Below are 22,731 nucleotides of genomic sequence, written 5' to 3'. Positions count from 1 at the left end.
AATAAAAGAAGGCCAAACAGCTTTTTGTTTGGTTTTTTTTGTGAAGAAAGTTGCTTTTTAGAAGTAGTCTAGTGGATAATAATGAATAACAATTATTAGGAGGCGCATATGGTAGCAAAGTATCAAGATGATTTTTATCAAGCAGTCAATCAGGAGTGGTTAAATCAGGCTGAAATTCCAGCCGACAAACCCGTGACTGGTGGCTTTTATGACTTGGCCGATAAAATTGAAGACTTGGAACGAGCCACAGTCAAAGAAATCGAAGCCGGTCAAAAGCAAGTCGCCGCTTTGGACCAGTTTGTTGCTCTCCATCAGTTAACCAAGGACTGGGACCGTCGTGGCCAAAATGAAGCCGGTCAAGTCCAACAATTCTTGCAGCCGTTGCTGAAGATTAAAAACTGGGATGACTTCCAAGAAGCCGAAGGGCAATTGATTTTGGATTCTTATACGACACCGTTAGCATTGACGGTTAGTCCAGATTCAAAGAATACGGCCCGCAACGAATTGTGGTTGGCCAATCCAGGGCTGATTTTACCTGATACAACGAGTTACCAGGACGAAGACAGCAAAAAGGAGCTGTTGGCTACTTGGTCGACAATGGTTACTGGGCTGTTGCAACGGTTTGGTTTTGCAGAGCTAGAGGCGCAGAAATTAGTTGATGACACGCTCGCTTTTGACCAACTTTTGGCAGATAGTGAAAGTTCTCGTGAAACGTTGTCGGATTATTGGAAGAATTACCATCCCACGGCCTTGGCTGATTTGACAAAACAATTCACCGACTACCGGATTGCTGCGGTGATTGAAAAGGTACTGGGGCAAAAGCCGGAAAAGGTGATCATCTTTGATGGGGCATTCTTCGCTCAGGCCAACGCTGTCTACCAAGAAAAGAACTTTGCCTTGATTAAGGCTTGGTCAATTGTTCAAAATATGCTCGATATTGCCAAATTATTGGGGAACCAAAGTCGCATCGATGCTGGTGTCTTTGGTCGAAAACTGTCTGGTGCTAAAGAGGCGGTTGATGCAGACAAGGCTGCTTTCCGTCAGGCTCGAGCCTTTTTTGCCCAAATCGTTGGTCGCTGGTACGGTCAAACCTATTTTGGCGAGGCCGCTAAAAAAGATGTCGAGAAGATGGTCCGTGACTTGATTGGCGTTTATGATGACCGCTTTGACCAACAACAGTGGTTGTCCGCTGCTACGCGCGAAAAGGCCAAGGTGAAGTTGGCTGCCTTGCAAGTCAAGGTCGGTTATCCTGATCAGATTCCCGCATACTTGGAGGATCGCAAAGTTGATGTTCACAAGACGCTCTTAGAAAACGTAGAAGCCTTTTCCCAGGCGGCCGTGGCCGATCACTTTAGCCGGTGGGGACAGGCACCGGATACGAGTCGTTGGGAAATGCCGGGTGATTTGGTAAATGCCTATTATTCACCAGAGTTTAATCAAATTGTCTTCCCGGCAGCTATTTTGCAAGCACCATTTTATGATTATCATCAATCATCAAGCCAAAACTTTGGCGGGATTGGGACGGTGATTGCCCATGAAATTACTCACGCCTTTGACACTAACGGTGCGCGTTATGATGAACATGGAAACCTGAAAGAATGGTGGACCAAGGAAGACTTCGAACACTTTGAGCAGAAGACACAGGCGGTGGTTGCTGCTTTTGATGGACAGGATTCGGCTGGTGCCAAAATTAATGGGCACTTGACGGTTTCCGAAAACGTTGCTGACTTGGGTGGTGTCTCTGCCGCTTTGGCAGCCGCTAAGGAACAAAAGGACTTTGATGCGAAGGCCTTCTTTGAAAATTTTGCAACATTGTGGCGACAAAAGGCAGCACCGGCTTACCTGGCCATGCTAGCGAAGATTGATGTCCATGCACCGGCGAAGTTGCGGACGAATGTTATCTTGCCGAACTTTGATGACTTCCACCAAACTTATGGCATTCAGGCAGGAGATAGGATGTGGCTGGATCCAGACAAAAGAATCCAAATTTGGTAATTTCAAGGTTGGCATGATGATGGATTGAATCCTTCTAGCGATAGTGTGCAAGTTTTAAAATAGCAAATGGCATAAAAAATCTCTTACCAAAGTTTTCATTCCAGTAAAAGATAGGTCAGTAGTTATTAGGACTAATGACGAGCCGTGGTTATTTCATATAACGAAATGATATAAGTGATCATTTCATAAAAGCAAGCAGGGAACCCGCAATTAATTTATGTCGGGTTCCTTTTTATTACTTAGACAGCCTTCAATTGCCTGTGGGAGGTTGTTTTAATCGTTAAGAATGGGAAGGAAAGGTGTGTAATATTGGTTGCTGCATGATTTTTTTCTTCGTGCTTCCTAGATCAGAAAATTTCAAAACCCTGACATTAGTCAGGATGTGCTTCACATATAATCTTTAATCACGCTTATACAAAGCACTAGTCAATGTCAATTTGCTGATAATAAAAAACCTCAAAATGGAGATAAAATTCTGAGGTTTATATCGCTTTTTCAAGTCTAAGTATTTAAACAAACAATTGTAACTAGTCCTTGACGTAAAAAACAAATGATGAGTATAAGTACTTCAATAGTGGTTGATTAAATTTTTGATATCTTTTTTTCATGCGTCGAATCCATTTTGTAATGGTACTCTGGTGATAATATTGTTCAAATTCTTGCTTATTTATATTTAGAATAACCAACTGATCACTCTCCGAGGTATTAAGCATCGTAAGCCGATAACATTCTTCTGTTTCAATTACCCCCCACAGTAGGTAAAATTTATGTTTTTTTGAAAATATATTGAAAAGAGCCATTTTCTTATTCGTTACATGGTCCATATACTTTTTTAACCATTCATTATTATTGGAAACAGTTTTTAAGTTAATAACACCATCCTGTTTACTAAATGAATACTTGATTGCTTGTCGGATAAAGTAGACAATTTTAATCCAGCTAATAAGCATCAGGCAAGTGATGATTATAAGAAGGTACTGGAAAATGATTACTTTCATTGTTGGTATAGTAATATTGTGGGCTGCATGCATCCGTGATAGATTATCCATAAATAAATAGATATCTATCCTAATCAGAATAACGGTGATTAATATTTGCCATTTTAAATTTCTTTTAGCTTTTCTTTCAAGTGATTTTTGAATGTACTTAAATTCGTTCATTAGTTATTTACTCCTCTAATTTAACAGGCAAATATTAAACTGCCTCTGGTGCAAAAAGTGTGATGACTGTGATGACAATGAGGGCTATCATACTGTCAATGCTATTTTGGGCTGTCATGACTGATGGCAATTGGTTGGTGGCATCCAAAATCGATGGAATAGCACTTTTAGTTGATTGCTGTTTTATTATTTAATCTTAAATCATTCTGAATTAAGGTTAACATCGTTTGAAAATCTTTTTTATGGTGATATCAATTGGATTTGTCAAATTCTTGACCAGCTTTGGTGTGGATGTGCAAGCAAAATCAATTGCGATTAATTCAAATTAGTATAGGTCTTGCCAATTGACGAGATTTTTGGAATAATCACCTAAAATAATCAAAAAATCAGAAAAAAGACTTGCCACTCGTAATAATTCTTGTTATTATAGAATAGTTGTTTAGCAAACGGGAGTGTAGCGAAGTCTGGCTAAACGCGACGGACTGTAACTCCGTTCCTTCGGGTTCGTAGGTTCGAATCCTACCGCTCCCATTGCCGCGCTTCAGGCAAAATAGAAGCATTGCCCCTTGGCCAAGTGGTAAGGCAGAGGTTTTTGGTACCTCCATGCGCTGGTTCGATCCCAGCAGGGGCAACTAAGATGCCGGTTCAGTGATGAACCGGTTTTTTTGTCGTCTTTTTGATTTAAAAAAGTGATTTTGATGTGGGGTTGATTTAGAATCGTTATCTTTTCAACCTTTTCACAAGAAAATTCTATGAGACCCCAAGACTTTTACAACTTTTTGCTTTATAATTGGTCTTGTTTAAACAAAGAATATTTGGAGGCAATTATGGCAAAATTAGCAGTAACTGACTTGGCCGTGAGTGGCAAGAAGGTTTTGATGCGTGTGGACTTTAATGTCCCTATCAAAGATGGTGTGATTGGTAACGATAACCGAATCGTAGCCGCACTACCAACAATCAAGCACGTTATCGCCGAAAACGGTCGTGCAATCTTGTTCTCACACTTGGGTCGAATCAAGTCAGAAGAAGACAAGCCAGGTTTGTCACTTGAACCAGTAGCAAAGCGCTTGGGCGAATTGCTTGGACAAGAAGTTATTTTTGTTCCTGAAACACGTGGTGCTCAATTGGAACAAGCTATTGCTGATTTGAAGGACGGTCAAGTATTGATGGTCCAAAACACTCGTTATGAAGATGTTCATAACGGTGAACAAGTTAAGCTTGAATCAAAGAACGACCCTGAATTGGGTAAGTACTGGGCTTCACTTGGTGATGACATGTTCATCAACGATGCCTTTGGAACTGCTCACCGTGCCCACGCTTCAAACGTTGGTATTGCTTCAAACGTTGACCAAGCTGCAGCCGGCTTCTTGATGGAAAAGGAAATCAAGTTCTTGGGTGACGCTGTTGATACACCAAAGCGCCCATTCGTTGCCATCATTGGTGGTGCCAAGGTTTCTGACAAGATTGAAGTTGTTCAATCATTGTTGAAGAAGGCCGACAAAGTAATCATTGGTGGTGGAATGGCTTATACTTTCGATGCTGCCAAGGGCAACAAGATTGGAAAGTCATTGTTTGAAGCCGACAAGGTTGACTTGGCTAAGGAATTGATGGAAGAAGCAGGGGACAAGTTGGTTTTGCCAATCGATGCCGTTGCTGCTGACAACTTCGCCAATGATGCTAAGACAGTGACTGTTGATTCAGACGCTGGTATCCCTGACGGTTACATGGGCTTGGACATTGGTCCTAAGTCAATTGACTTGTTCAAACAGGTTTTGTCAGATGCTAAGACGGTCGTTTGGAACGGCCCAATGGGTGTCTTTGAAATGGAAAACTTTGCCAAGGGTACTTTGGCCATTGGCAACGCCTTGGTTGATGTAACCAAGAATGGGGGCACAACCATTGTTGGTGGTGGTGATTCAACTGCCGCTGTTCAAGCTTTGGGTGTTGCTGACCAATTGTCACACATCTCAACTGGTGGTGGTGCATCTTTGGAATACTTGGAAGGTAAGACCTTGCCAGGTATCCAATCATTGACTGATAAGTAAAAAAACGATTTGAAACCAAGCAAAAGATTGCTTGGTTTTTTAATACATAAAAACCAAATCCTTCTTAAATAAGTCTGTTAAAATAGAAGCTAATCGTGGGAGAGAAAGCGAACAAAAAGTTTGAATTTGTTTGTTATTTATGCTCTTTATAAATAGAAGAAATTAGCGTATAATGACAACAACTTATTTTCGAGAGGTGCACCGTGTCAAAAGAGCAATTAGTCAATGAACAAGCCTATTTAGACCAAACCCTGGGAAAAATTACAGATTCCCTGGAAAGTACCCAGGAGGAGATTAAAAAATCCAAAGGGTCACTGGCAGACGTCGCCAGCGGCTGGGACGATGTCCGGGTTAAAACCAGTACCTATTCTGGCATTGTTGAAACGGCGATGTCCGTGCGGCAACAGCAACAAGCCATTGCAGAGCGTGAAGCAGCCCAGTCACGGGCTGAAGTCCGCTATCAGACCTTGTCGAAGCAAATCGTTAAGCCATATTTTGCTCGCATCGACTTTACCGATCCAAGTGAAGAAAATCAAAAACCCGAGTCAATTTATATCGGTTTAGCTTCTTATTCCGATGACAATGGTCACTTCTACATTTATGACTGGCGGACCCCGGTTGCTTCCATTTATTATGATGGCGGTTTGGGCTCGGTCGAGTACTTAACACCAGTTGGGCCACAAAAGGCTGAAGTTTCCTTGAAGCGTCAGTTTGAAATTGAGGATGGCGTCATTGTGACCCTCTTTGACACTGAGGAGGCCATTGGGGATGCCATGCTTCTCAACGCCCTGTCTGGTGAGTCTTCTACTAAAATGAAGTCCATCGTCACGACAATTCAAAAGGAGCAAAACAAGATTATCCGGAATACGGATGCTGATTTGCTCTTTGTCCAGGGAGCAGCCGGGTCAGGAAAGACAGCCGCGATTATGCAACGAGTGGCCTACTTGCTTTACCGTTATCGTGGTAAATTAAATTCTGGTCAAGTCGTGATGTTTTCACCCAACCAGCTGTTTAACGACTATGTTGACCAAGTCCTGCCCGAGTTAGGGGAACAGAACCTGGTTCAGCTGACCTTTTTCCAATACGCATCGCGGCGGTTGCCACGGTTCTCTGTTCAGACCTTGGCAGAACGGTTTGAAAAATCAGTGGAACATGAAAAGATTGAGCGGATGCTCGGATCTTTGCAGATGTTTGCGGCGACAAAGGCCTATGCCGAATCGCTCAATGAGCAAGGCTTGGCTGCTCGTAACTTGAATTTCCGTGGCGAGCCACTGATTTCGAAGGAAAAAATCCTAGAAATTTACTATCAATATAATAGCAATTACAAGTTGTCACAGCGTTTGGAAGCCACTCAGGACTCTTTGCTACGGTCACTGCGGGCTCAAGTGAGCCACCAGATGAAGCAGGATTGGGTTGAATTAGCCATTGAAAACCTTTCAAAGGAAGAATATGACGAATTAGTTGGTGCTGGTGCCACTCGTTTGGGGGATGACCAGGAGGGGGATGCAGCAGCCATGACCCGTCGTCATCAACTTGGTGCTGGTCCCCAGGAACGAGAATTTAAATCAGATAAGCAGGAAAGAAATTTCCTAGCAAAGAAGATTACGACACAGGCTTTGCGTCCGTTGGCAAAAAAAATTCGTCGTTCTGGCTTTATCAACATCAACACGCAGTTTGTTGACTTCTTGCGGGCTTTGCCAAACTTCTTGTCTTTAGCTGATTTTGGCGTAACTGAGGAGGAGTGGCAGTCATATCTGAACGAAGTTGTGGCGAACTTAAAGAAACACGAATTAACGTTGGCAAACACAACAATTTACCTGTATTTGTATGACTTAATTACCGGTAAACATGGTCAACGCGATATTCGCTACCTCTTTATCGATGAAATTCAGGATTATACGCCATTCCAGTTGGCCTTCTTGAAATTCTCCTTCCCAAATGCTAAATTTACCGTTTTGGGTGACTTAAACCAGGCTATTTTCACACAAGACTGGGCGAATAGCCTTGAGGAAGACTTTGCTTCACTCTTTGACCCAGAAAAGGTTGAATTAATCGACTTAACCCAGACTTACCGGTCAACGGAACAAATCACCAATTTCTCCAAAGAATTGTTGGCCAATGGAAAAGCGATTGAGGCCTTTAATCGAGAGGGGGAATTGCCCGTCTTGAAGATGGCGAAAACGGCTAATCAGGCGGTTAATCTGGTCAAGGAACAATTGGCTGAAAATGCGGCTGATGGTGAAAAAACGGCCATTATCACTCAGACATTGGATGCAGCAAGAGAGCTAGCCCAGCAGCTATCTGACATGCCGGTAACGTTGATTCATTCCGAAAATCAGCGCTTAGCGTCAGGCGCCGTGATTATTCCGTCATACCTAGCCAAGGGATTGGAATTTGATGCGGTTATCATTTGGCAGGCGGATGCCACTCACTACAAAAAAGATGAACAGCAACGCTTGCTTTACACGGTTGCTTCTCGAGCAATGCACCGCTTGACAATGATTGGTCAGGGCCAGGTGTCGCCATTGATTGCCGCAGTACCAAAGGACCTTTACGCCACAGTGGAGGAACAAGCATGACAAATTTAGTTGAAAAAATTTATGAGGCCCATCAAGGGTCTTTTTTAACGGTCGGCATGACCGGATCCGTTGCCGTCGGTAAATCGACTCTGGCAGCGGAATTGGCCCAAGGCCTGCAAAAAAAAGGACTTGTGGCCACCGTCGTTTCCACAGATGACTTTTTGAAGACCAACCAAGTCCTCAGGGATGAAGGAATTTTCGATCAAAAGGGCTTTCCACAAAGTTATTATCTGCAAGACATAGTCCAGTTGATTCAAAACTTTAAGGCCGGCATGAATAATCAGGTTATCAACCGTTATTCGCAAACCTGGGCCGATATTGTCCCTGGTGAAAAGCAAAAGATTAGTCGACCGGATGTCTTAATTATTGAGGGTGTCGTTGCTCTTCAATTACCGGCAGAAAACTTTGATCAAAAGGTTTTTGTTGAAGCAGATATGAACGATATTAAGGACTGGTACTTGGAACGTAACTTCTTGGCAACGGTGAAGGCAAGTCATCAACCGCAGTCTTGGCGTTACCAGTATCAGGACATGGCGATTAAGGACTTTTACGACCTTGCTTTATCCGTGTGGGAACAGACAAATCAGGTTAATTATGATTGCTATATTCAAAAAACACGGGCAGAGGCTGATTTGATTTTAAAGCTTGACCGTTACCATCATCCAGTTTCGTTAACGGAGGGCCCACGGTCAGAAAACTAGAAGGCCGAATGTTCGGAAATTTGACAGAGACCATTTCCATTGGTAAGATTGTTGCTTGGGTTTAGAATATTAGAAAAATAACAAATTATGGGTTAGAGTACCCATAGCTAACAAGTTTTATTTGTACAACAAATGGAGGAAAAACATGGCAGAAAATACTGACATGAATGGAAAACCGATTAATCGCACGGCCATGATGGCCCTGTTGATGATTGGATCTTTTATTATCATTATCATGCAGACATCATTGGGAACGGCCTTGCCAACCCTGATGACTGCCTTTAATGTCGATACGGCGACGGTCCAGTGGCTGACAACGATCTTTTTGATGGTGAACGGAATCATGGTACCCGTTTCCGCCTTTTTGACAACAAGAATTCCAACGAAATACCTGTATCTATCCGCTTTGGTGGTGTATACGATTGGTACCGCAGTGGCTTACGTGACCCCAACTTCTGCCTTTTGGTTGTTGATGGTCGCCCGTGCTTTGCAGGCGGTTGCTGCTGGAATTGTGATGCCACTGATGCAGGTTGTGGCTTTGACGCTTTTTGATGCCAAATCGCGCGGTAGAGCATTGGGGATGGTCGGTTTGGTTATCGGAATGGCCCCAGCTATCGGCCCCACGTTGACTGGGTGGATTTTGGATTCAAAGCATGACGTTTTGGGAATGACTGTTGGTGGTGATTGGCGGTCAATTTTCGGTATGGTCTTACCACTTGCTGTGATTGTCTTAGTTTTGTCAACTATTTACTTCCGTAATGTCTTGGAAACGCGGAAGGTTAGTTTGGATATCCGTTCGTTGATTGAATCAACGGTTGGTTTTGGTTTAGTTCTTTTTGGATCTGCCATGGTATCAAACTATTCATGGACAAACTTTACTTGGGTTTTGGCACCAATGATTGTTGGCGTCTTGGTGATTGCTGAGTTTGTGCGCCACCAACTTCACATGGAAAAGCCGTTTCTGGATGTTTCTGTCTTTAAGAATAAGCAGTTTGCCTTGACGTCAGCCTTAGTTGCCTTGACTTTTATCGCTATGATTGGAGTTGAGATGGTTTTGCCAATCTATATGCAACAGGTTCGTGGTTTGTCAGCCCTAAATTCAGGATTGACACTCTTACCTGGTGCTTTGATGATTGGGGTAATGTCACCAATTGCCGGTTATTTCTATGACCTTTATGGGGCCAAACGCTTGGCGGCCTTTGGTTTTGCCATGATTTTGCTAGGGACAATTCCCTTCCAATTCTTGACTGAAACAACGCCAACGATTTATATTACGGCCTTGTACATGGTTCGGATGATGGGTGTCGGGATTACGATGATGCCATTGACGTCATCTGCTATGGGTGCTTTGCACTTGAATCAAACAGCGCAGGGAACTGCCGTTAATAACACGGCCCGTCAAATTGCGGCCTCGTTGGGGACGGCGATTCTTGCTTCCGTGATGCAGTCACAAATTAACAATAACCTGCCAAGCGATTCCCTGAAGACGGCCGATCCGATTGCCTATGGCTCAAAGGCCTTACAGGCAAGCTTGGATGGGTTCCATGCATCCTTCCTCTTGGCCGCCTGCTTTGCTTTGCTAGCCTTTGCGCTATCATTTTTGATGCATAAGGGTAAGGTTGAGCCAAAGCCTGCAGCAGGAAAGGAGAACTAAGATGATTGTCTTTATTCTATTTATTTTTGTTGTCTTAGCTTTTGTATCATTAATGATGGTACAGGATATGAGAAAGCGGGTTATTGCTGTTGCTGTTTCTTTCCTAGTCGTGCTTGCTTCAGTTGTGTTAATCATTGCCAATATGCATGATCATTTTGGTATGAAGGTGCAAACAACAACGACTAAACAGCAAATTTATTCCGTTCAGGGGCAAAACATCTATGGTGTCTTGTCCTACCAACAAGTTGGCACATCCGGTAAGGAAAAGGTCTTTATTTACCGAGATACTTCGACGAGTACAACACCAACAGTGGCCAAGCCTGATTTGAAGACCAAGACGGCCATTCAAAATGTTCAAGGAAATCAGGCCTTTAAGGTGACAACTTCTAAGAACTATGTTTACCGAAACGGTTTCTACAAGTTTATGTTTGCCATTTCGGGTAACAACCATGACTTAAAGTCGCGTCAGGTAACTTACCAAGTTCCACCAACATGGCTGGCTCTCTCATCACAAGATGGCGAACGCTTGAAGAGTATCGTTGCGGGAATGGCTAACCAAGCTGACTTTATTCAATGGTTCCAGCAGGTTAAGTCACAATCACAAACCGATCCCGATGGGGCAGCGCAAACTGCCGTTTCCTATTATCAAAATCTTTTAGCGAATAATCATTAAAAAATAGTTAAAAGGAAGTTGTACTTTTTAATTAAACTAGTATGATTCCAGCTAACTTAAGTGAAAAATATTGCTTAGTCTTGATTTCTATGTTACAGTAACAGTGTAATTTAGGTTTTGATTTTGATTTGTTTTTTTCGGAAGGCGTCATACCAACAATTCTTAATTACAACTATAATTTTGGGATGACCCAAGGAGAAACAATCATGGAAAAAGGCACTGTAAAGTGGTTTAACAGCGAAAAGGGCTACGGCTTTATCACACGCGAATCAGGTGAAGATGTGTTTGCACACTTCTCAGCAATCCAAGGTGACGGTTTCAAGACTTTGGAAGACGGCCAAGCCGTAACTTTCGATGTTGAAAACTCAGACCGCGGTTTGCAAGCTGTTAACATCGTAAAGGACTAATTACTTAGTCTTTACCGAAAAAGCTCGGGAATTTTTCCCGGGTTTTTTCTTTGGAATAAATTCAATTCAAAGACCAAATGTTGTATAATAGCAAGGAATCTTATTGTAATAATCAAAGGAGCATGGAAATGGCAAAATTAGTTTTGATCCGTCACGGACAAAGTGAATGGAACGCATTAAACCTTTTTAATGGTTGGATTGACACCAAGTTGTCTGACAAGGGAATTGACCAAGCTAAGCAAGCTGGGGTTCTCTTGAAGGAAGAGGGGTTGGTCTTTGACCAAGCCTATACTTCTGTTTTGACACGTGCTATCACTACTTTGCACTACGCATTGGAAGAAGCTGGTCAATTGTACGTCCCTGAAGAAAAGTCATGGCGGTTGAACGAACGTCACTATGGTGCTTTGCAAGGACAAAATAAGGCGGAAGCCGCTGAAAAGTGGGGCGACGATCAAGTGCACATCTGGCGTCGTTCTTATGATGTTTTGCCTCCATTGCTTGAAAACTATGAAGAAACAGTTGAAGTTCAGGGTAAGACTTATCCTGCCTTTGACGCCCGTTATGCTGATGTGCCTTTCGGAGAATTGCCATTAGGTGAGAATTTGAAGGTTACTTTGGAACGAGTACTGCCATTCTACGAAGCCAAGATCAAGAAGGATTTGGAAGAAGGTAAGAACGTTGTGATCGCAGCTCACGGTAACTCATTGCGTGCCTTGGCTAAGCACTTGGAGAAGATTTCAGATGATGACATCTTGAACCTTGAAATTGCTAACGGTCAACCAATCGTTTATGATTTGGCAGATGATTTGTCAATCAAGTCAAAGAAGACGTTGGGCGCATAAAGTCAACAAAAAGCCTGTCTGGGAAGATGATTCTCCGGTGGGTTTTTTATTAGGATTTTTAGATAAAGGAAAAAATATGGAAGAAAAACAGCAAAGACAGCCGATTTATGACTTACATGAACGGCCTCCATTTTTTCAATTAATTGGGTTGTCATTACAACACTTGTTTTCAATGTTTGGGGCCACGATTTTAGTACCGCTTTTGGTGGGGTTAAATCCTGGTGTGGCCCTTTTTTCATCAGGTGTTGGAACATTAATTCACCTACTAACGACTAAAGGGAAGGTTCCTGCTTATATGGGTTCTTCTTTTGCCTTTATCATCCCGATGGCTTCGATGATGAAGACCATTGGTTATCCTGCTGTCGGTCAGGGCGTTGTTTCGGTTGGAATTGTTTACTTGATTATTTCATTGATTGTTTGGCGAATCGGTTCTGCTTGGATTGACAAGATTTTCCCACCAGAAGTGGTCGGACCCGTTATTTTGGTGATTGGCCTTTCATTAGCTGCTACAGCAGCCCAATCGGCGACGGAACTAAACGGTCACTACGACATCAAGGTCTTTTTAGTTGCTGGTGCAACCTTATTAGTAACAATTTTTGCCAATATGTATCTTGGCGGTTTTTTGGGATTAATTCCAGTGCTAATTGGTATTATCTTTGGTTACTTGTTGGCCTTGGCACTCGGGTTAGTGGACTTGAGCTCCGTGGCCAGCGCCCATTGGTTTGCGTTACCAAAGTTTGATTTTCTTTTTTCTGGTCATAATGGTCTTTCCTGGCACTTTTATCCAATGGCCGTTTTGACCATGGCCCCCTTAGTTTTGGTTACCTTATCGGAGCATTTAGGCCACTTATTGGTTCTTTCGAAAATTACCGGTCAGGACTTCTTTGAAAATCCTGGTCTACATAAGACGTTAGCTGGTGATGGTGCTGCTTCTGTTTTTGCTGGTTTGGTTGGTGGGCCTGCCGTCACTTCTTACGGTGAAAACATTGGCGTGATGCAGCTTTCGCGAGTATATTCTGTCTGGGTGATTGGTGGAGCTGCTGTCTTAGCTGCTGGCTTTGCCTTTATTGGCAAGCTATCGGCTTTGATTGGTACAGTCCCTGGTGCTGTTACTGGCGGTGTTGGCTTTATGCTGTATGGTGTCATTGCTGCAGCTGGTTTGCAAGTAATTGTCGACAATAAAGTCGATTATGGGCAAAAGCGTAATTTAATGATTGCGGGCCCAGTGATGGTTGTTGGAATTGGAAACTTCCATTTGGCTCTTGGTTCACAAGTGGACTTCTCGGGTGTCGCATTAGCGACGGTTCTCGGAATCATTCTGAATTTAATTCTACCTAAGGTGGCAAAATCAGATCGCTAAAGTCCTGATTTAACGGAGTTTTATCAACACTTTTCTGATTTTGTTGTTTAATTAGGTTACGATTAAAACAAAATAAAAAATGTTGTGATATTCCAACAAAGTTGCTTGTATTTGAGAACTTTGACGAGTATTATTGGGGATATATTTTGAGGAGTGCGCCCAACGCCTTGCATCAAAATAAGTTTTTTAGAAAGGAGAAAATCGATGGATGAACCAACATCAACCTTTACCTTGTTGGGTCTAACCTTTAACTGGACGACGATTATTTCAACGCTTTTGGCAATGTCAATCGTGGTTTTGGTAGCGGTTTTGATGACTCGAAAAGTGGGTATTCGTCCAAGCCGAGGGCAGAATGCAATTGAGTATGTCTTAGATTTTGTTCGTGGAATCTTAGGCGACCAGTTACCGGCCAATTTGGCCCGACAATTCGGTCTCTATTCCTTCACCCTTTTCTTGTTTTTGATTGTTGCAAACGAGATGGGCTTGCTGTTGCAAGTTAAGATGGGTAATGGCGTTACTTATGTTAAGTCGCCAACAGCTGACCCATTATTTGCCTTTACATTGGCGATTATGTCGTTGATGCTTGCCCATGGAACAGGTGTGAAAACACTTGGTTTGGGTGGCTATCTGAAGAACATGTTCTTCAAACCCTACGTTGCGATGTTTCCTTTGAATGTGGTTGAGCAGTTTACCAACTTCTTGACTCTTGCTTTGCGGCTCTTTGGAAATATCTTTGCCGGCGAATTGATGTTAAATTTGCTCGCAAGCATGGCTTGGGGAACTCACTTAAATGGGTTCTGGATTATCCTAGCTTTCCCATTGGAAATTGCATGGCAGGGATTCTCACTATTAATTGGTGGAATTCAAGCCTATGTCTTTGTCATGTTGACCGCCGTCTTTACGGCTCAGTTATCTGGCAATGAATAGGATTGACTTGGTCTGGCACAGCGTTAGGCCACACGCGGGAGCGTTATCATCCAAACCGAAAGAAAAAAACGCGGAGCGTTTTAGCATTAAAGGAGAATTACAATGGATTTACACAACTTAGGCGTAATCGCAGCCGGGATTGCCTTTGCGGGATCTGCCATCGGTGGTGGTATCGGGGTCGGTGTGATGTACTCACAGTTCTTAGCTGGAATGTCTCGCCAACCTGAATTGGCTAACAAGCTTTTGTCACGTGCCTTCTTGGGATTGGCCTTGGCTGAAGCCACACCAATTATCGTTTTGGGTATGGCCTTCACACTTATTAACAAGTAATAGTCCCAGAGGGAGGAAAAAATGATGGTTCCAACACTATCAATGACAAAGGCCATGCCTTTAGGTGACATGGTCTTCATTATCGTCGCTTTCCTTACTCTGATGGTCATCTTGAAGCACGTTGCTTACGGTCCTTTAACAAAGGCATTGGATGCACGTGCAGATAAAATTAACACCGATTTGGATAGTGCCCAAAAGGCAAACGAAGATGCAGCCAAGTTGGCTGCACAACGCGAACAGGAATTGGCTGAAGGAAAAGACCAAGCCAGTCAAGTGATTAGCGCTGCTAAAAAATCAGCTAAGGACCAATCAGAAGCTCTTTTGAAGACTGCTAATGACCAGGCCTTAAGCTTACGTAAAGCAGCTGAAAATGATGCTGATCAGTTGAAGACTGAGGCGTTGGCTTCTGCCAAGAAGGATGTTGCAGACTTGTCTGTAACGATTGCATCTAAATTGATTCAAAAGAATTTATCTGCTGATGATCAGCGGTCTTTGATTGATGCCTATTTGGCAGACTTAGACCAGCAGTAAGGGGGGCGTATGGCCAAGCAAAAAGAAAAAATTGTTAACCAATACGCCCAAGCAATCTTGGCTTATGCAGACGAACACAATGCTTTAGAAAGCATTAGTGCAGACTTGCTAGCCATTCGTTCAGTGGTTGTCGCTGAACCAAAATTAACTGCTTTGCTAACAGCACAGACAATTTCTGATGCTGACCAAGGTGGGTTAGTTGATGCGCTGACGCAAGGCGCAGATAATGCAGTGGTGAACTTGGTTAAAATTCTTTTGGCCCACCACCATTTCGCATATTTGCCTGCAGTAGTTGATCGTTTTTTTGACCTTTACCAGCAAAGTCAGGGTATTCAAGCCGTGACAATTACCACAGCGGTAGAAGCTGATGAAGACCAAAAAGAACGGTTGTCAAATGCTTTTAAGAAGCAAAGTGGCGCAAAGAAAATCCAAGCAACCTATAAAGTCAATCAAGACATTATTGGGGGCGTGGTCATGCAATCGAAGTCGTTGTTAATTGACGGTTCGTTGCAGACAAAGATTGCCAAAATGAGGGCAGAGTTACTAGGTTAGTGAGGAAAAGACATGGCGATTCAAGCTGAAGAAATTTCTGCTTTAATTAAGCAGCAGCTCGAAAAGTTCGACACAAAACTGACTGTAGAAGAAATTGGTACTGTTACCTATATCGGAGATGGAATTGCACGAGCTACTGGTTTGGCAAATGCCCTTTCTGGTGAATTGGTCGAATTTACAAACGGCGAATTTGGAATGGTCCAAAACTTGGAAGAGAGCGAAGTCGGAATTATCGTTTTGGGTAGTTCAGATGGCATCCGCCAAGGTGATACAGTTAAGCGGACTGGACACATCATGGAAGTGCCAGTTGGTGAAGAACTTATCGGGCGCGTCGTCAACGCATTGGGACAACCAATTGACGGATTAGGCGACTTGAAAACAACGAAGACACGACCGGTTGAAGTGAAGGCTCCTGGTGTTATGGACCGTAAGTCCGTTTCAGAACCTTTGCAAACTGGAATCAAAGCTATTGATGCCTTGGTTCCAATCGGACGTGGACAACGTGAATTGATCATTGGTGATCGTAAGACTGGAAAGACTTCAATCGCCATTGACACAATTTTGAACCAAAAAGACCAAGACATGATTGTTGTTTATGTCGCTATTGGTCAAAAGGATTCAACTGTTCGTGAACAAGTTGAAACTTTGAAAAAGATGGGCGCAATGGATTACACGATTGTTGTTAACGCCGGCCCATCTGAAGCTGCCGCTTTGTTGTACTTGGCTCCTTATGCTGGTGCAGCCATGGGTGAAGAATTCATGTACAACGGTAAGCACGTCTTGATTGTCTTTGATGATTTGTCAAAGCAGGCAACGGCCTACCGTGAGATATCTTTGATCTTGCGTCGTCCGCCTGGACGTGAAGCTTACCCTGGTGATGTCTTCTACTTGCACTCACGCTTGCTTGAGCGTGCTGCCAAGTTGTCAGACGAACTCGGTGGTGGATCAATGACTGCTTTGCCAATCATTGAAACACAAGGTGGTGACGTTTCTGCATATATTCCAACTAACGTGATTTCAATCACCGATGGCCAGATTTTCTTGGATGCCGACTCCTTCTATGCCGGTATTCGTCCTGCCATCGATGCTGGAACATCTGTTTCCCGTGTTGGAGGGGATGCCCAGATTAAGGCAATGAAGAAGGTTTCTGGAACTTTGCGTTTGGACTTGGCTTCCTTCCGTGAATTGGAGTCCTTTGCTCAATTCGGTTCTGACTTGGATGCAGCAACGCAAGCTAAGTTGGGTCGTGGAAAGCGCACTGTTGAAATCTTGAAGCAACCATTACACGCGCCTATGTCTGTTCAGCATCAAGTCTTTGTCTTGTATGCTTTGACACACAGTTTCTTGGATGACGTGGCAATCGAAGATTTGCAACGCTTCCAAGATGAATTCGTTTCATACTTGGATGCTAGTCAAAAGGACTTGTTGGACGAAATTGTCACGACCAAGAACTTGCCTGACCAATCTAAGATGGATGCTGCAGTGAAGAGCTTTAAGGATGGCTTTGCTGGCTCAGTTGACCAATAAAAGGAGGCAACATGGCTTCTTTACAAGATATTAAACGGCGAATTGGCTCAACAAAAAAGACTCGGCAGATTACAGCTGCAATGCAGTTGGTTTCAACTGCAAAGCTTAGTAAGATTCAAAATTCGGCAACTGGTTACCATGAATATGCTAACCGTTTGAAGGCAGTGGTGGGCCACTTAATTGAGGCGCACGTGTTGGATAATGTCGATTCTGCTCATTTGCCAATGGTTGCTAAGCGGCCGGTAAAGAAGACGGGAATCTTGCTTGTGACCTCAGACCGAGGTTTAGTTGGGTCTTATAACGCCAACATCATCAAGAAGACAAACGCCTTGATGGAAAAGCACAACTTAACTAAAGAAAATACTGTGATCTTAGCAATTGGTGGTAACGGAGCTGATTTTTACAAGCAACGTGGCTTCTCCATTGCCTTAGAACACCGCGGTATTTCCGATGTCCCAACCTTCAATGAAATTCGCCAACTGTTAAAGACGGTCATTTCATTGTATGAAGCGGAAGCCTTTGATTCATTGCATTTGGTTTACAATCACTTTGTGAATCGTTTGGAATCAGAGCAACGAAACACGCAATTACTGCCATTGACAAAGGATATTTTGGAAGACATGGATGATAGTCACGAAGACGTGGCAGCGGACTTTGAAGTTCAATCAGCCTATGATTCCGAACCGGATTCAACTACAGTTTTGAACGTGGTTTTGCCACAATACATCCAATCGTTGGTTTTCGAAGCCGTGTTGGATGCCAAGACGGCGGAACATGCCGCATCATCAACGGCGATGTCATCGGCAACCGATTCAGCCGACGATTTAATTGGTACGTTAGGTTTGCAATATAACCGCGCACGTCAAGCACAAATCACGACTGAAATCACCGAAATTACTGGTGGCTTGGTTGCTTTGGAATAAGCTAATCGCAGCATCTTTGCGGGCTTAAAATAGCCAGCAAAGCTTTGAAATTGAAAGGAAACAACGATGACTACTGGAAAAGTCGTACAAGTGATCGGTCCAGTTGTTGATGTTGCCTTTGAAGAAGGGCAAGTTGTTCCTGAAATCAACAACGCCTTGTTGATTGATTTAGGATCTGACAAAACATTGACGGTTGAAGTTTCTTTGGCTTTGGGAAACGGGGTTGTCCGTACCATTGCCATGGACTCAACTGATGGATTGCAACGCGGCATGGCCGTGACCGATACCGGTAAGCCCATTGAAGTTCCCGTAGGGGAAGCTACTTTGGGTCGAGTTTTCAACGTGTTGGGTGAACCGGTGGATAATGCAGGTGCAATCGACTCTTCAGTCGTACGCCACCCCATTCACCGTGATGCTCCTGCATTTGATGAACTTGCAACTTCAACGGAAATTTTGGAAACAGGAATCAAGGTTATTGATCTTCTGGCACCATATATCCGTGGTGGAAAGATTGGGCTCTTCGGTGGAGCCGGGGTTGGGAAAACTGTTCTAATCCAAGAATTGATCCACAACATTGCCCAAGGGCATAATGGTATTTCTGTCTTTACTGGTGTCGGGGAACGTACCCGTGAAGGTAATGACATGTACCACGAAATGAAGGAATCTGGCGTTTTGAAGCAAACTGCCATGGTTTATGGACAGATGAACGAACCTCCTGGTGCACGTATGCGTGTTGCCTTGACTGGTTTGACGATGGCCGAATCATTCCGTGATAACGAAGGTAAAGATGTTTTGCTCTTTATCGATAACATCTACCGTTTCACGCAAGCTGGTTCTGAAGTTTCTGCCCTTTTGGGTCGTATTCCTTCAGCCGTTGGTTACCAGCCAACATTGGCTTCTGAAATGGGCCGTTTGCAAGAACGAATCACTTCGACTAAGAAGGGTGCCGTTACTTCAATCCAAGCCGTTTATGTGCCAGCCGATGATTATACTGATCCTGCGCCTGCAACGACTTTCGCCCACTTGGATGCTACAACCAACTTGGAACGTTCATTGACACAACAGGGTATTTATCCTGCCGTTGATCCTTTGGCATCAACTTCTTCTGCTTTGGACCCACAAGTTGTTGGGCAAGAACACTACGAAGTCGCTACTGAAGTGCAAAGGACTTTGCAACGTTACCGTGAATTGCAAGATATTATTGCAATTTTGGGTATGGATGAATTGTCAGACGAAGAGAAGGTTACTGTTAACCGTGCTCGTCGTATCCAATTCTTCTTGTCACAACCATTCTCAGTTGCGGAAACCTTTACTGGTGTGAAGGGTGAATATGTTCCTGTTTCAGAAACTGTTCGCTCATTTAAGGAAATCTTGAACGGTCAGTATGATAACTTGCCTGAAGATGCCTTCCGTAACGTCGGTGCTATCGAACAAGTGGTTGATAAGGCCAAGTCGATGGCCCAATAAGGGGGTAATCCATGGCTGATGAAGAAACAAACTCACGGGGAATCGCAGTTAAGATTGTGACCCCTGAAGGCCAAGTCTACGACCAAGACCAAGTTGAAATTGCTGTGATTAACACACAGGGTGGACAGCTGGGCATTATGGCCGGCCATGAACCAATTTTGGCCGCCATGGCCATTGACGAAATGTTGGTTAAAAAAGACCAACAAGAAAAGTCACTCGCCGTTAACGGTGGCGTGGCAGAGTTTTCTAATAATCTGTTGACGGTTATCGCCGACAGTGCAGAAACTGCTGATAATATCGATGTGAACCGTGCTGAAAGTGCTAAGGAACGTGCGCAATCACGTTTGGGTCATGCACAAGAAGTTAAAAACCAACACGAAATGGATATGGCCCGCGTCGCTTTGATGCGTGCTGTTAACCGTATTCATGTTGCTTCAATTCGTTCGGGTCGTTAAAATCAAAAAGGGAGTTAGCTGTTGGCTAACTCCTTTTTTTGTTGCTTAAAGTAAAAATCAGCGGGGTAGAGTTCTAGCTGATTTAGCAGTAAAAGTTGGACTTAATGAGTTCTTATGACAATTTTAAAAACATTGTTACATCAAAAAGGTTATCATGAGACATAGTAGGCGCAGATAATCGATTTTTTCTCGCCTCAAGAAAAAGAAAGGAGCGTCATATGAACGTCAAAAAGCAATTATTAATCGCTGCTGGTTTAGCTGGTTCTGTTGCAGCCGGTCAACATGCAGTTAGTGCCGACCAGGTGCAAAAGCATACAGTTGCCAGTGGCGAAACGCTATCAGCATTAGCGTCTCGTTTTAATACGACGGTGGCACAGTTGGCATCGGATAATCAAATTCAAAATGTTGATAAAATTTATCAAGGGCAAGAATTGATTATCGGTGTTGCCAATACAAAGACCACATCACAAAATGCCACAACACAAATGACCGAAAATACTTACCGAGTTCAAGCGGGGGATAACCTCTGGACTTTAGCGCAGAAGTTTGGTTCAAGTGTTGATCAATTGGCCCAAGAAAATAATATCAAGGATGCCAATCAAATTTTTGTTGGACAGACTTTGTCCATCAATAAGAGTGGCAGTCAGACGAGTTCGCAAAGCGCTCAAACGTCTGCATCCCAGTCAGCCAGTTCGCAGACAGCCGTTTCAGAGGCGCCTGCATCGCAGACGGCTAGTTCTCAGACAGCTGTTTCAGAGGCACCTGCATCGCAGACGGCTAATTCTCAGACAGTTGTTTCAGAGGCACCTGCATCGCAGACGGCTAGTTCTCAGACAGTTGTTTCAGAGGCACCTGCATCGCAAACGGCTAGTTCACAGGTTGCTGTTTCAGAGGCACCTGCATCGCAAACGGCTAGTTCTCAGACAGTTGTTTCAGAGGCACCTGCATCGCAAGCGGCTCCGACATCAGTTTCTAGCCAGCAAAGCCAGGTAGTCCAAGATAATGCCTTGGATGATAACCAAGCAGAACAGCAGGCGCTTCAAACAATCATCATGAAGGAATCTGGTGGTAACGTCAATGCTACAAACGGCATTTACTTTGGAATTGGCCAATTATCTCCAACTCTGCGCGCTCGCTATGGTGGCAATTCAACTGATTATCAAGATCAGTTGCAAGCAATGAAAGCTTATATTGCTGCTCGTTATGGGACTGCACAGGCAGCATTGGCCCATCATTTGCAGTACGGTTGGTACTAAAATTCAAAAAAATTGATTTAAGTGTTGACGAAAGCGTCTTACCTTGATATACTAATATAGTTGTTTGATAGAGATATCAAGCAACAACTGACCATGGCTCGTTGGTCAAGTGGCTAAGACGCTGCCCTTTCACGGCGGAATCGAGAGTTCGATTCTCTCACGAGCTACTATTAAAGTCGCAACTTCGGTTGCGGCTTTTTTGTTGTTTAAAAGGCAAAGAAAAAACGCTGATGTGGCAGGGCAAATGTAAGGAGTTTTTAAGCTCGCTTAGCAATGCGCTAGCAGTCTTTATCAGCGATTTTTGACTATAATTTTTTTACTTTTCTGCTTGTACAAGCTTATTAACTGGTGGGTTAAATTCACGCATTGCTTCGGCAAGATGGACCAAGTTGGTAATCAAACGTTGGTTAGGAGCTGGTACGCCGTTCTTTTCGGCCAAATCAGCCAAGTAGCCGTTGATGTAGTCAACTTCCGTTGGACGTCCCTTCACAAAGTCTTGATACATAGAAGGGAAGTGGAGTGGGTTACCAACGCGGGAAACGTAATCGACCTGTTCCAACATCTCCTGTTCTGTTTCAATCAATTCGATGCCGGCTGCCTTAGCACCAGCATAAACTTCTGCGACAAGTGGGGCAGCAATCTTTGAAACGAAGTCCTTGTATTCGATCAAATGACCCATCCGGGATTGGAACATGGTAGCGATTGAGTTTTCTACCGAGTTGAAAGTAACCTTTGTCAGCAATGTTCCCATGAAGTTTTCAGAATAAGAGGGGTTCAAGCCGGCTGCTTGAAAATCTTTTTGCACTTCATCCATGACTTTGGATGGCTTTTGGGTCAAGTTTGCATAAACAGAACTTGTTTCCCCAATAAAGTCAACATCGCCAAAGTTGTTCAAAATAGTTGCAATCATAGCTGTTCCACCGATGATATGCTCTTCGTCGAAGTATTCTTGAATTTTTTCAATGTGACCCATGCCATTCATGGCAGCCAAAGCGGTTTGCCCCTTTTGGAACTTAGGTTGCAAGCGCTTTAATGCATCTGCTAATTGCATTTGCTTCATAAAGAAAATCCAGACATCTGGGGTATTTTCGTATTCTTCTGGTGAATAGATATTCACCTTAATTGGCGTCCGGTCTTCGTGGTTAACCGATCGGTAAACTACGTCGCCTTGAGCTTTAATAACGTCGACTGAACCTTGTGTTGGCTCGACAAAATCGACGTCGAGGCCTGCTTCTTCTTGCAATAAGAGACCGTAACGAAGACCCATCGCACCTGCACCCACAACAGCATATTTCATATTGATTCCCCCTTAGTGTGAAAACATTCTAATCTTTTTCTCATAATATA

Annotated in this window: 20 protein-coding genes and 3 tRNA genes; 21 read left to right on the top strand and 2 right to left on the bottom strand. The window is 43.6% G+C overall.

Annotation, left to right across the window (positions count from 1 at the left end):
• The first annotated feature begins 108 nt into the window (after nucleotides 1–108).
• On the top strand, nucleotides 109–1,995 hold the full coding sequence (locus ACSYSH_RS04995) for a M13-type metalloendopeptidase (RefSeq protein WP_491702254.1): 1,887 nt from the start codon (nucleotides 109–111) through the stop codon (nucleotides 1,993–1,995).
• 527 nt (nucleotides 1,996–2,522) lie between these two features.
• Here the strand turns inward: ACSYSH_RS04995 and ACSYSH_RS04990 are convergent.
• Nucleotides 2,523–3,155 carry a hypothetical protein gene (locus ACSYSH_RS04990; RefSeq protein ID WP_489816137.1) on the bottom strand — a complete coding sequence of 211 codons (633 nt, stop codon included), beginning with the start codon at nucleotides 3,153–3,155 and terminating at the stop codon, nucleotides 2,523–2,525.
• A gap of 448 nt (nucleotides 3,156–3,603) precedes the next feature.
• Here ACSYSH_RS04990 and ACSYSH_RS04985 point away from each other — a divergent pair.
• The 20 genes from ACSYSH_RS04985 to ACSYSH_RS04890 all read left to right on the top strand — a co-directional run bounded on the left by ACSYSH_RS04985 (nucleotide 3,604) and on the right by ACSYSH_RS04890 (nucleotide 21,551).
• A tRNA-Tyr gene (locus ACSYSH_RS04985) sits at nucleotides 3,604–3,686 on the top strand.
• A gap of 29 nt (nucleotides 3,687–3,715) precedes the next feature.
• Nucleotides 3,716–3,787, top strand: a tRNA-Gln gene (locus tag ACSYSH_RS04980).
• Nucleotides 3,788–3,982: 195 nt separating this feature from the next.
• Nucleotides 3,983–5,200, top strand: coding sequence for a phosphoglycerate kinase (locus tag ACSYSH_RS04975; protein WP_252773334.1), 1,218 nt, complete (start codon nucleotides 3,983–3,985; stop codon nucleotides 5,198–5,200).
• A 203-nt stretch (nucleotides 5,201–5,403) separates the two neighbouring features.
• Entirely contained in the window at nucleotides 5,404–7,779 is a 2,376-nt protein-coding gene (gene helD / locus ACSYSH_RS04970) for an RNA polymerase recycling motor HelD (protein WP_491702255.1), read from the top strand.
• Nucleotides 7,776–8,480 (top strand): nucleoside/nucleotide kinase family protein, encoded by a 705-nt coding sequence (locus ACSYSH_RS04965; RefSeq protein WP_252773336.1) that lies wholly within the window; start codon nucleotides 7,776–7,778, stop codon nucleotides 8,478–8,480. The genes helD and ACSYSH_RS04965 overlap by 4 nt, the downstream gene beginning before the upstream one ends.
• Nucleotides 8,481–8,625: 145 nt before the next feature.
• Nucleotides 8,626–10,134, top strand: a complete 1,509-nt coding sequence (locus ACSYSH_RS04960) for an MDR family MFS transporter (RefSeq protein ID WP_252773337.1) — start codon at nucleotides 8,626–8,628, stop codon at nucleotides 10,132–10,134.
• Between the two features lies 1 nt (nucleotide 10,135).
• Nucleotides 10,136–10,807 (top strand): DUF4811 domain-containing protein, encoded by a 672-nt coding sequence (locus ACSYSH_RS04955; protein WP_489816134.1) that lies wholly within the window; start codon nucleotides 10,136–10,138, stop codon nucleotides 10,805–10,807.
• 206 nt (nucleotides 10,808–11,013) lie between these two features.
• Nucleotides 11,014–11,214: a cold-shock protein gene (locus ACSYSH_RS04950; RefSeq protein ID WP_059378954.1), complete on the top strand. Its 201-nt coding sequence runs from the start codon at nucleotides 11,014–11,016 to the stop codon at nucleotides 11,212–11,214.
• A gap of 128 nt (nucleotides 11,215–11,342) precedes the next feature.
• Nucleotides 11,343–12,056 carry a 2,3-diphosphoglycerate-dependent phosphoglycerate mutase gene (gpmA, locus tag ACSYSH_RS04945; RefSeq protein ID WP_252773339.1) on the top strand — a complete coding sequence of 238 codons (714 nt, stop codon included), beginning with the start codon at nucleotides 11,343–11,345 and terminating at the stop codon, nucleotides 12,054–12,056.
• Nucleotides 12,057–12,132: 76 nt separating this feature from the next.
• Entirely contained in the window at nucleotides 12,133–13,416 is a 1,284-nt protein-coding gene (locus ACSYSH_RS04940) for a solute carrier family 23 protein (protein WP_252773340.1), read from the top strand.
• Between the two features lie 204 nt (nucleotides 13,417–13,620).
• Nucleotides 13,621–14,343: a F0F1 ATP synthase subunit A gene (gene atpB / locus ACSYSH_RS04935; protein WP_252773341.1), complete on the top strand. Its 723-nt coding sequence runs from the start codon at nucleotides 13,621–13,623 to the stop codon at nucleotides 14,341–14,343.
• A gap of 102 nt (nucleotides 14,344–14,445) precedes the next feature.
• Nucleotides 14,446–14,673, top strand: a complete 228-nt coding sequence (gene atpE, locus ACSYSH_RS04930) for an ATP synthase F0 subunit C (RefSeq protein WP_047975171.1) — start codon at nucleotides 14,446–14,448, stop codon at nucleotides 14,671–14,673.
• Between the two features lie 24 nt (nucleotides 14,674–14,697).
• Nucleotides 14,698–15,204: a F0F1 ATP synthase subunit B gene (gene atpF, locus ACSYSH_RS04925; protein ID WP_489816531.1), complete on the top strand. Its 507-nt coding sequence runs from the start codon at nucleotides 14,698–14,700 to the stop codon at nucleotides 15,202–15,204.
• Nucleotides 15,205–15,213: 9 nt separating this feature from the next.
• Nucleotides 15,214–15,756 (top strand): ATP synthase F1 subunit delta, encoded by a 543-nt coding sequence (gene atpH / locus ACSYSH_RS04920; protein ID WP_252773343.1) that lies wholly within the window; start codon nucleotides 15,214–15,216, stop codon nucleotides 15,754–15,756.
• A 12-nt stretch (nucleotides 15,757–15,768) separates the two neighbouring features.
• Nucleotides 15,769–17,283 carry a F0F1 ATP synthase subunit alpha gene (gene atpA / locus ACSYSH_RS04915; protein ID WP_252773344.1) on the top strand — a complete coding sequence of 505 codons (1,515 nt, stop codon included), beginning with the start codon at nucleotides 15,769–15,771 and terminating at the stop codon, nucleotides 17,281–17,283.
• Nucleotides 17,284–17,294: 11 nt separating this feature from the next.
• Complete coding sequence (locus tag ACSYSH_RS04910; RefSeq protein ID WP_252773345.1) at nucleotides 17,295–18,206, top strand: F0F1 ATP synthase subunit gamma; 912 nt, start codon at nucleotides 17,295–17,297, stop codon at nucleotides 18,204–18,206.
• Between the two features lie 66 nt (nucleotides 18,207–18,272).
• Nucleotides 18,273–19,673 carry a F0F1 ATP synthase subunit beta gene (gene atpD, locus ACSYSH_RS04905; protein ID WP_491702256.1) on the top strand — a complete coding sequence of 467 codons (1,401 nt, stop codon included), beginning with the start codon at nucleotides 18,273–18,275 and terminating at the stop codon, nucleotides 19,671–19,673.
• 11 nt (nucleotides 19,674–19,684) lie between these two features.
• A complete protein-coding gene (locus tag ACSYSH_RS04900; protein WP_489816133.1) occupies nucleotides 19,685–20,128 on the top strand; it encodes a F0F1 ATP synthase subunit epsilon in 444 nt (147 codons plus the stop codon).
• Nucleotides 20,129–20,346: 218 nt separating this feature from the next.
• Nucleotides 20,347–21,384 carry a LysM peptidoglycan-binding domain-containing protein gene (locus ACSYSH_RS04895; RefSeq protein WP_491702257.1) on the top strand — a complete coding sequence of 346 codons (1,038 nt, stop codon included), beginning with the start codon at nucleotides 20,347–20,349 and terminating at the stop codon, nucleotides 21,382–21,384.
• A gap of 95 nt (nucleotides 21,385–21,479) precedes the next feature.
• A tRNA-Glu gene (locus ACSYSH_RS04890) sits at nucleotides 21,480–21,551 on the top strand.
• Nucleotides 21,552–21,700: 149 nt separating this feature from the next.
• On the opposite strand, the gene ACSYSH_RS04885 is transcribed toward ACSYSH_RS04890, so the two are convergent.
• Nucleotides 21,701–22,681, bottom strand: a complete 981-nt coding sequence (locus tag ACSYSH_RS04885; RefSeq protein ID WP_252773349.1) for a ketopantoate reductase family protein — start codon at nucleotides 22,679–22,681, stop codon at nucleotides 21,701–21,703.
• Between the last annotated feature and the right edge of the window lie 50 nt (nucleotides 22,682–22,731).

The sequence above is a fragment of the Fructobacillus sp. ESL1117 genome, assembly GCF_058508565.1.
This window is presented reverse-complemented; position numbering and strand designations above follow the sequence as displayed.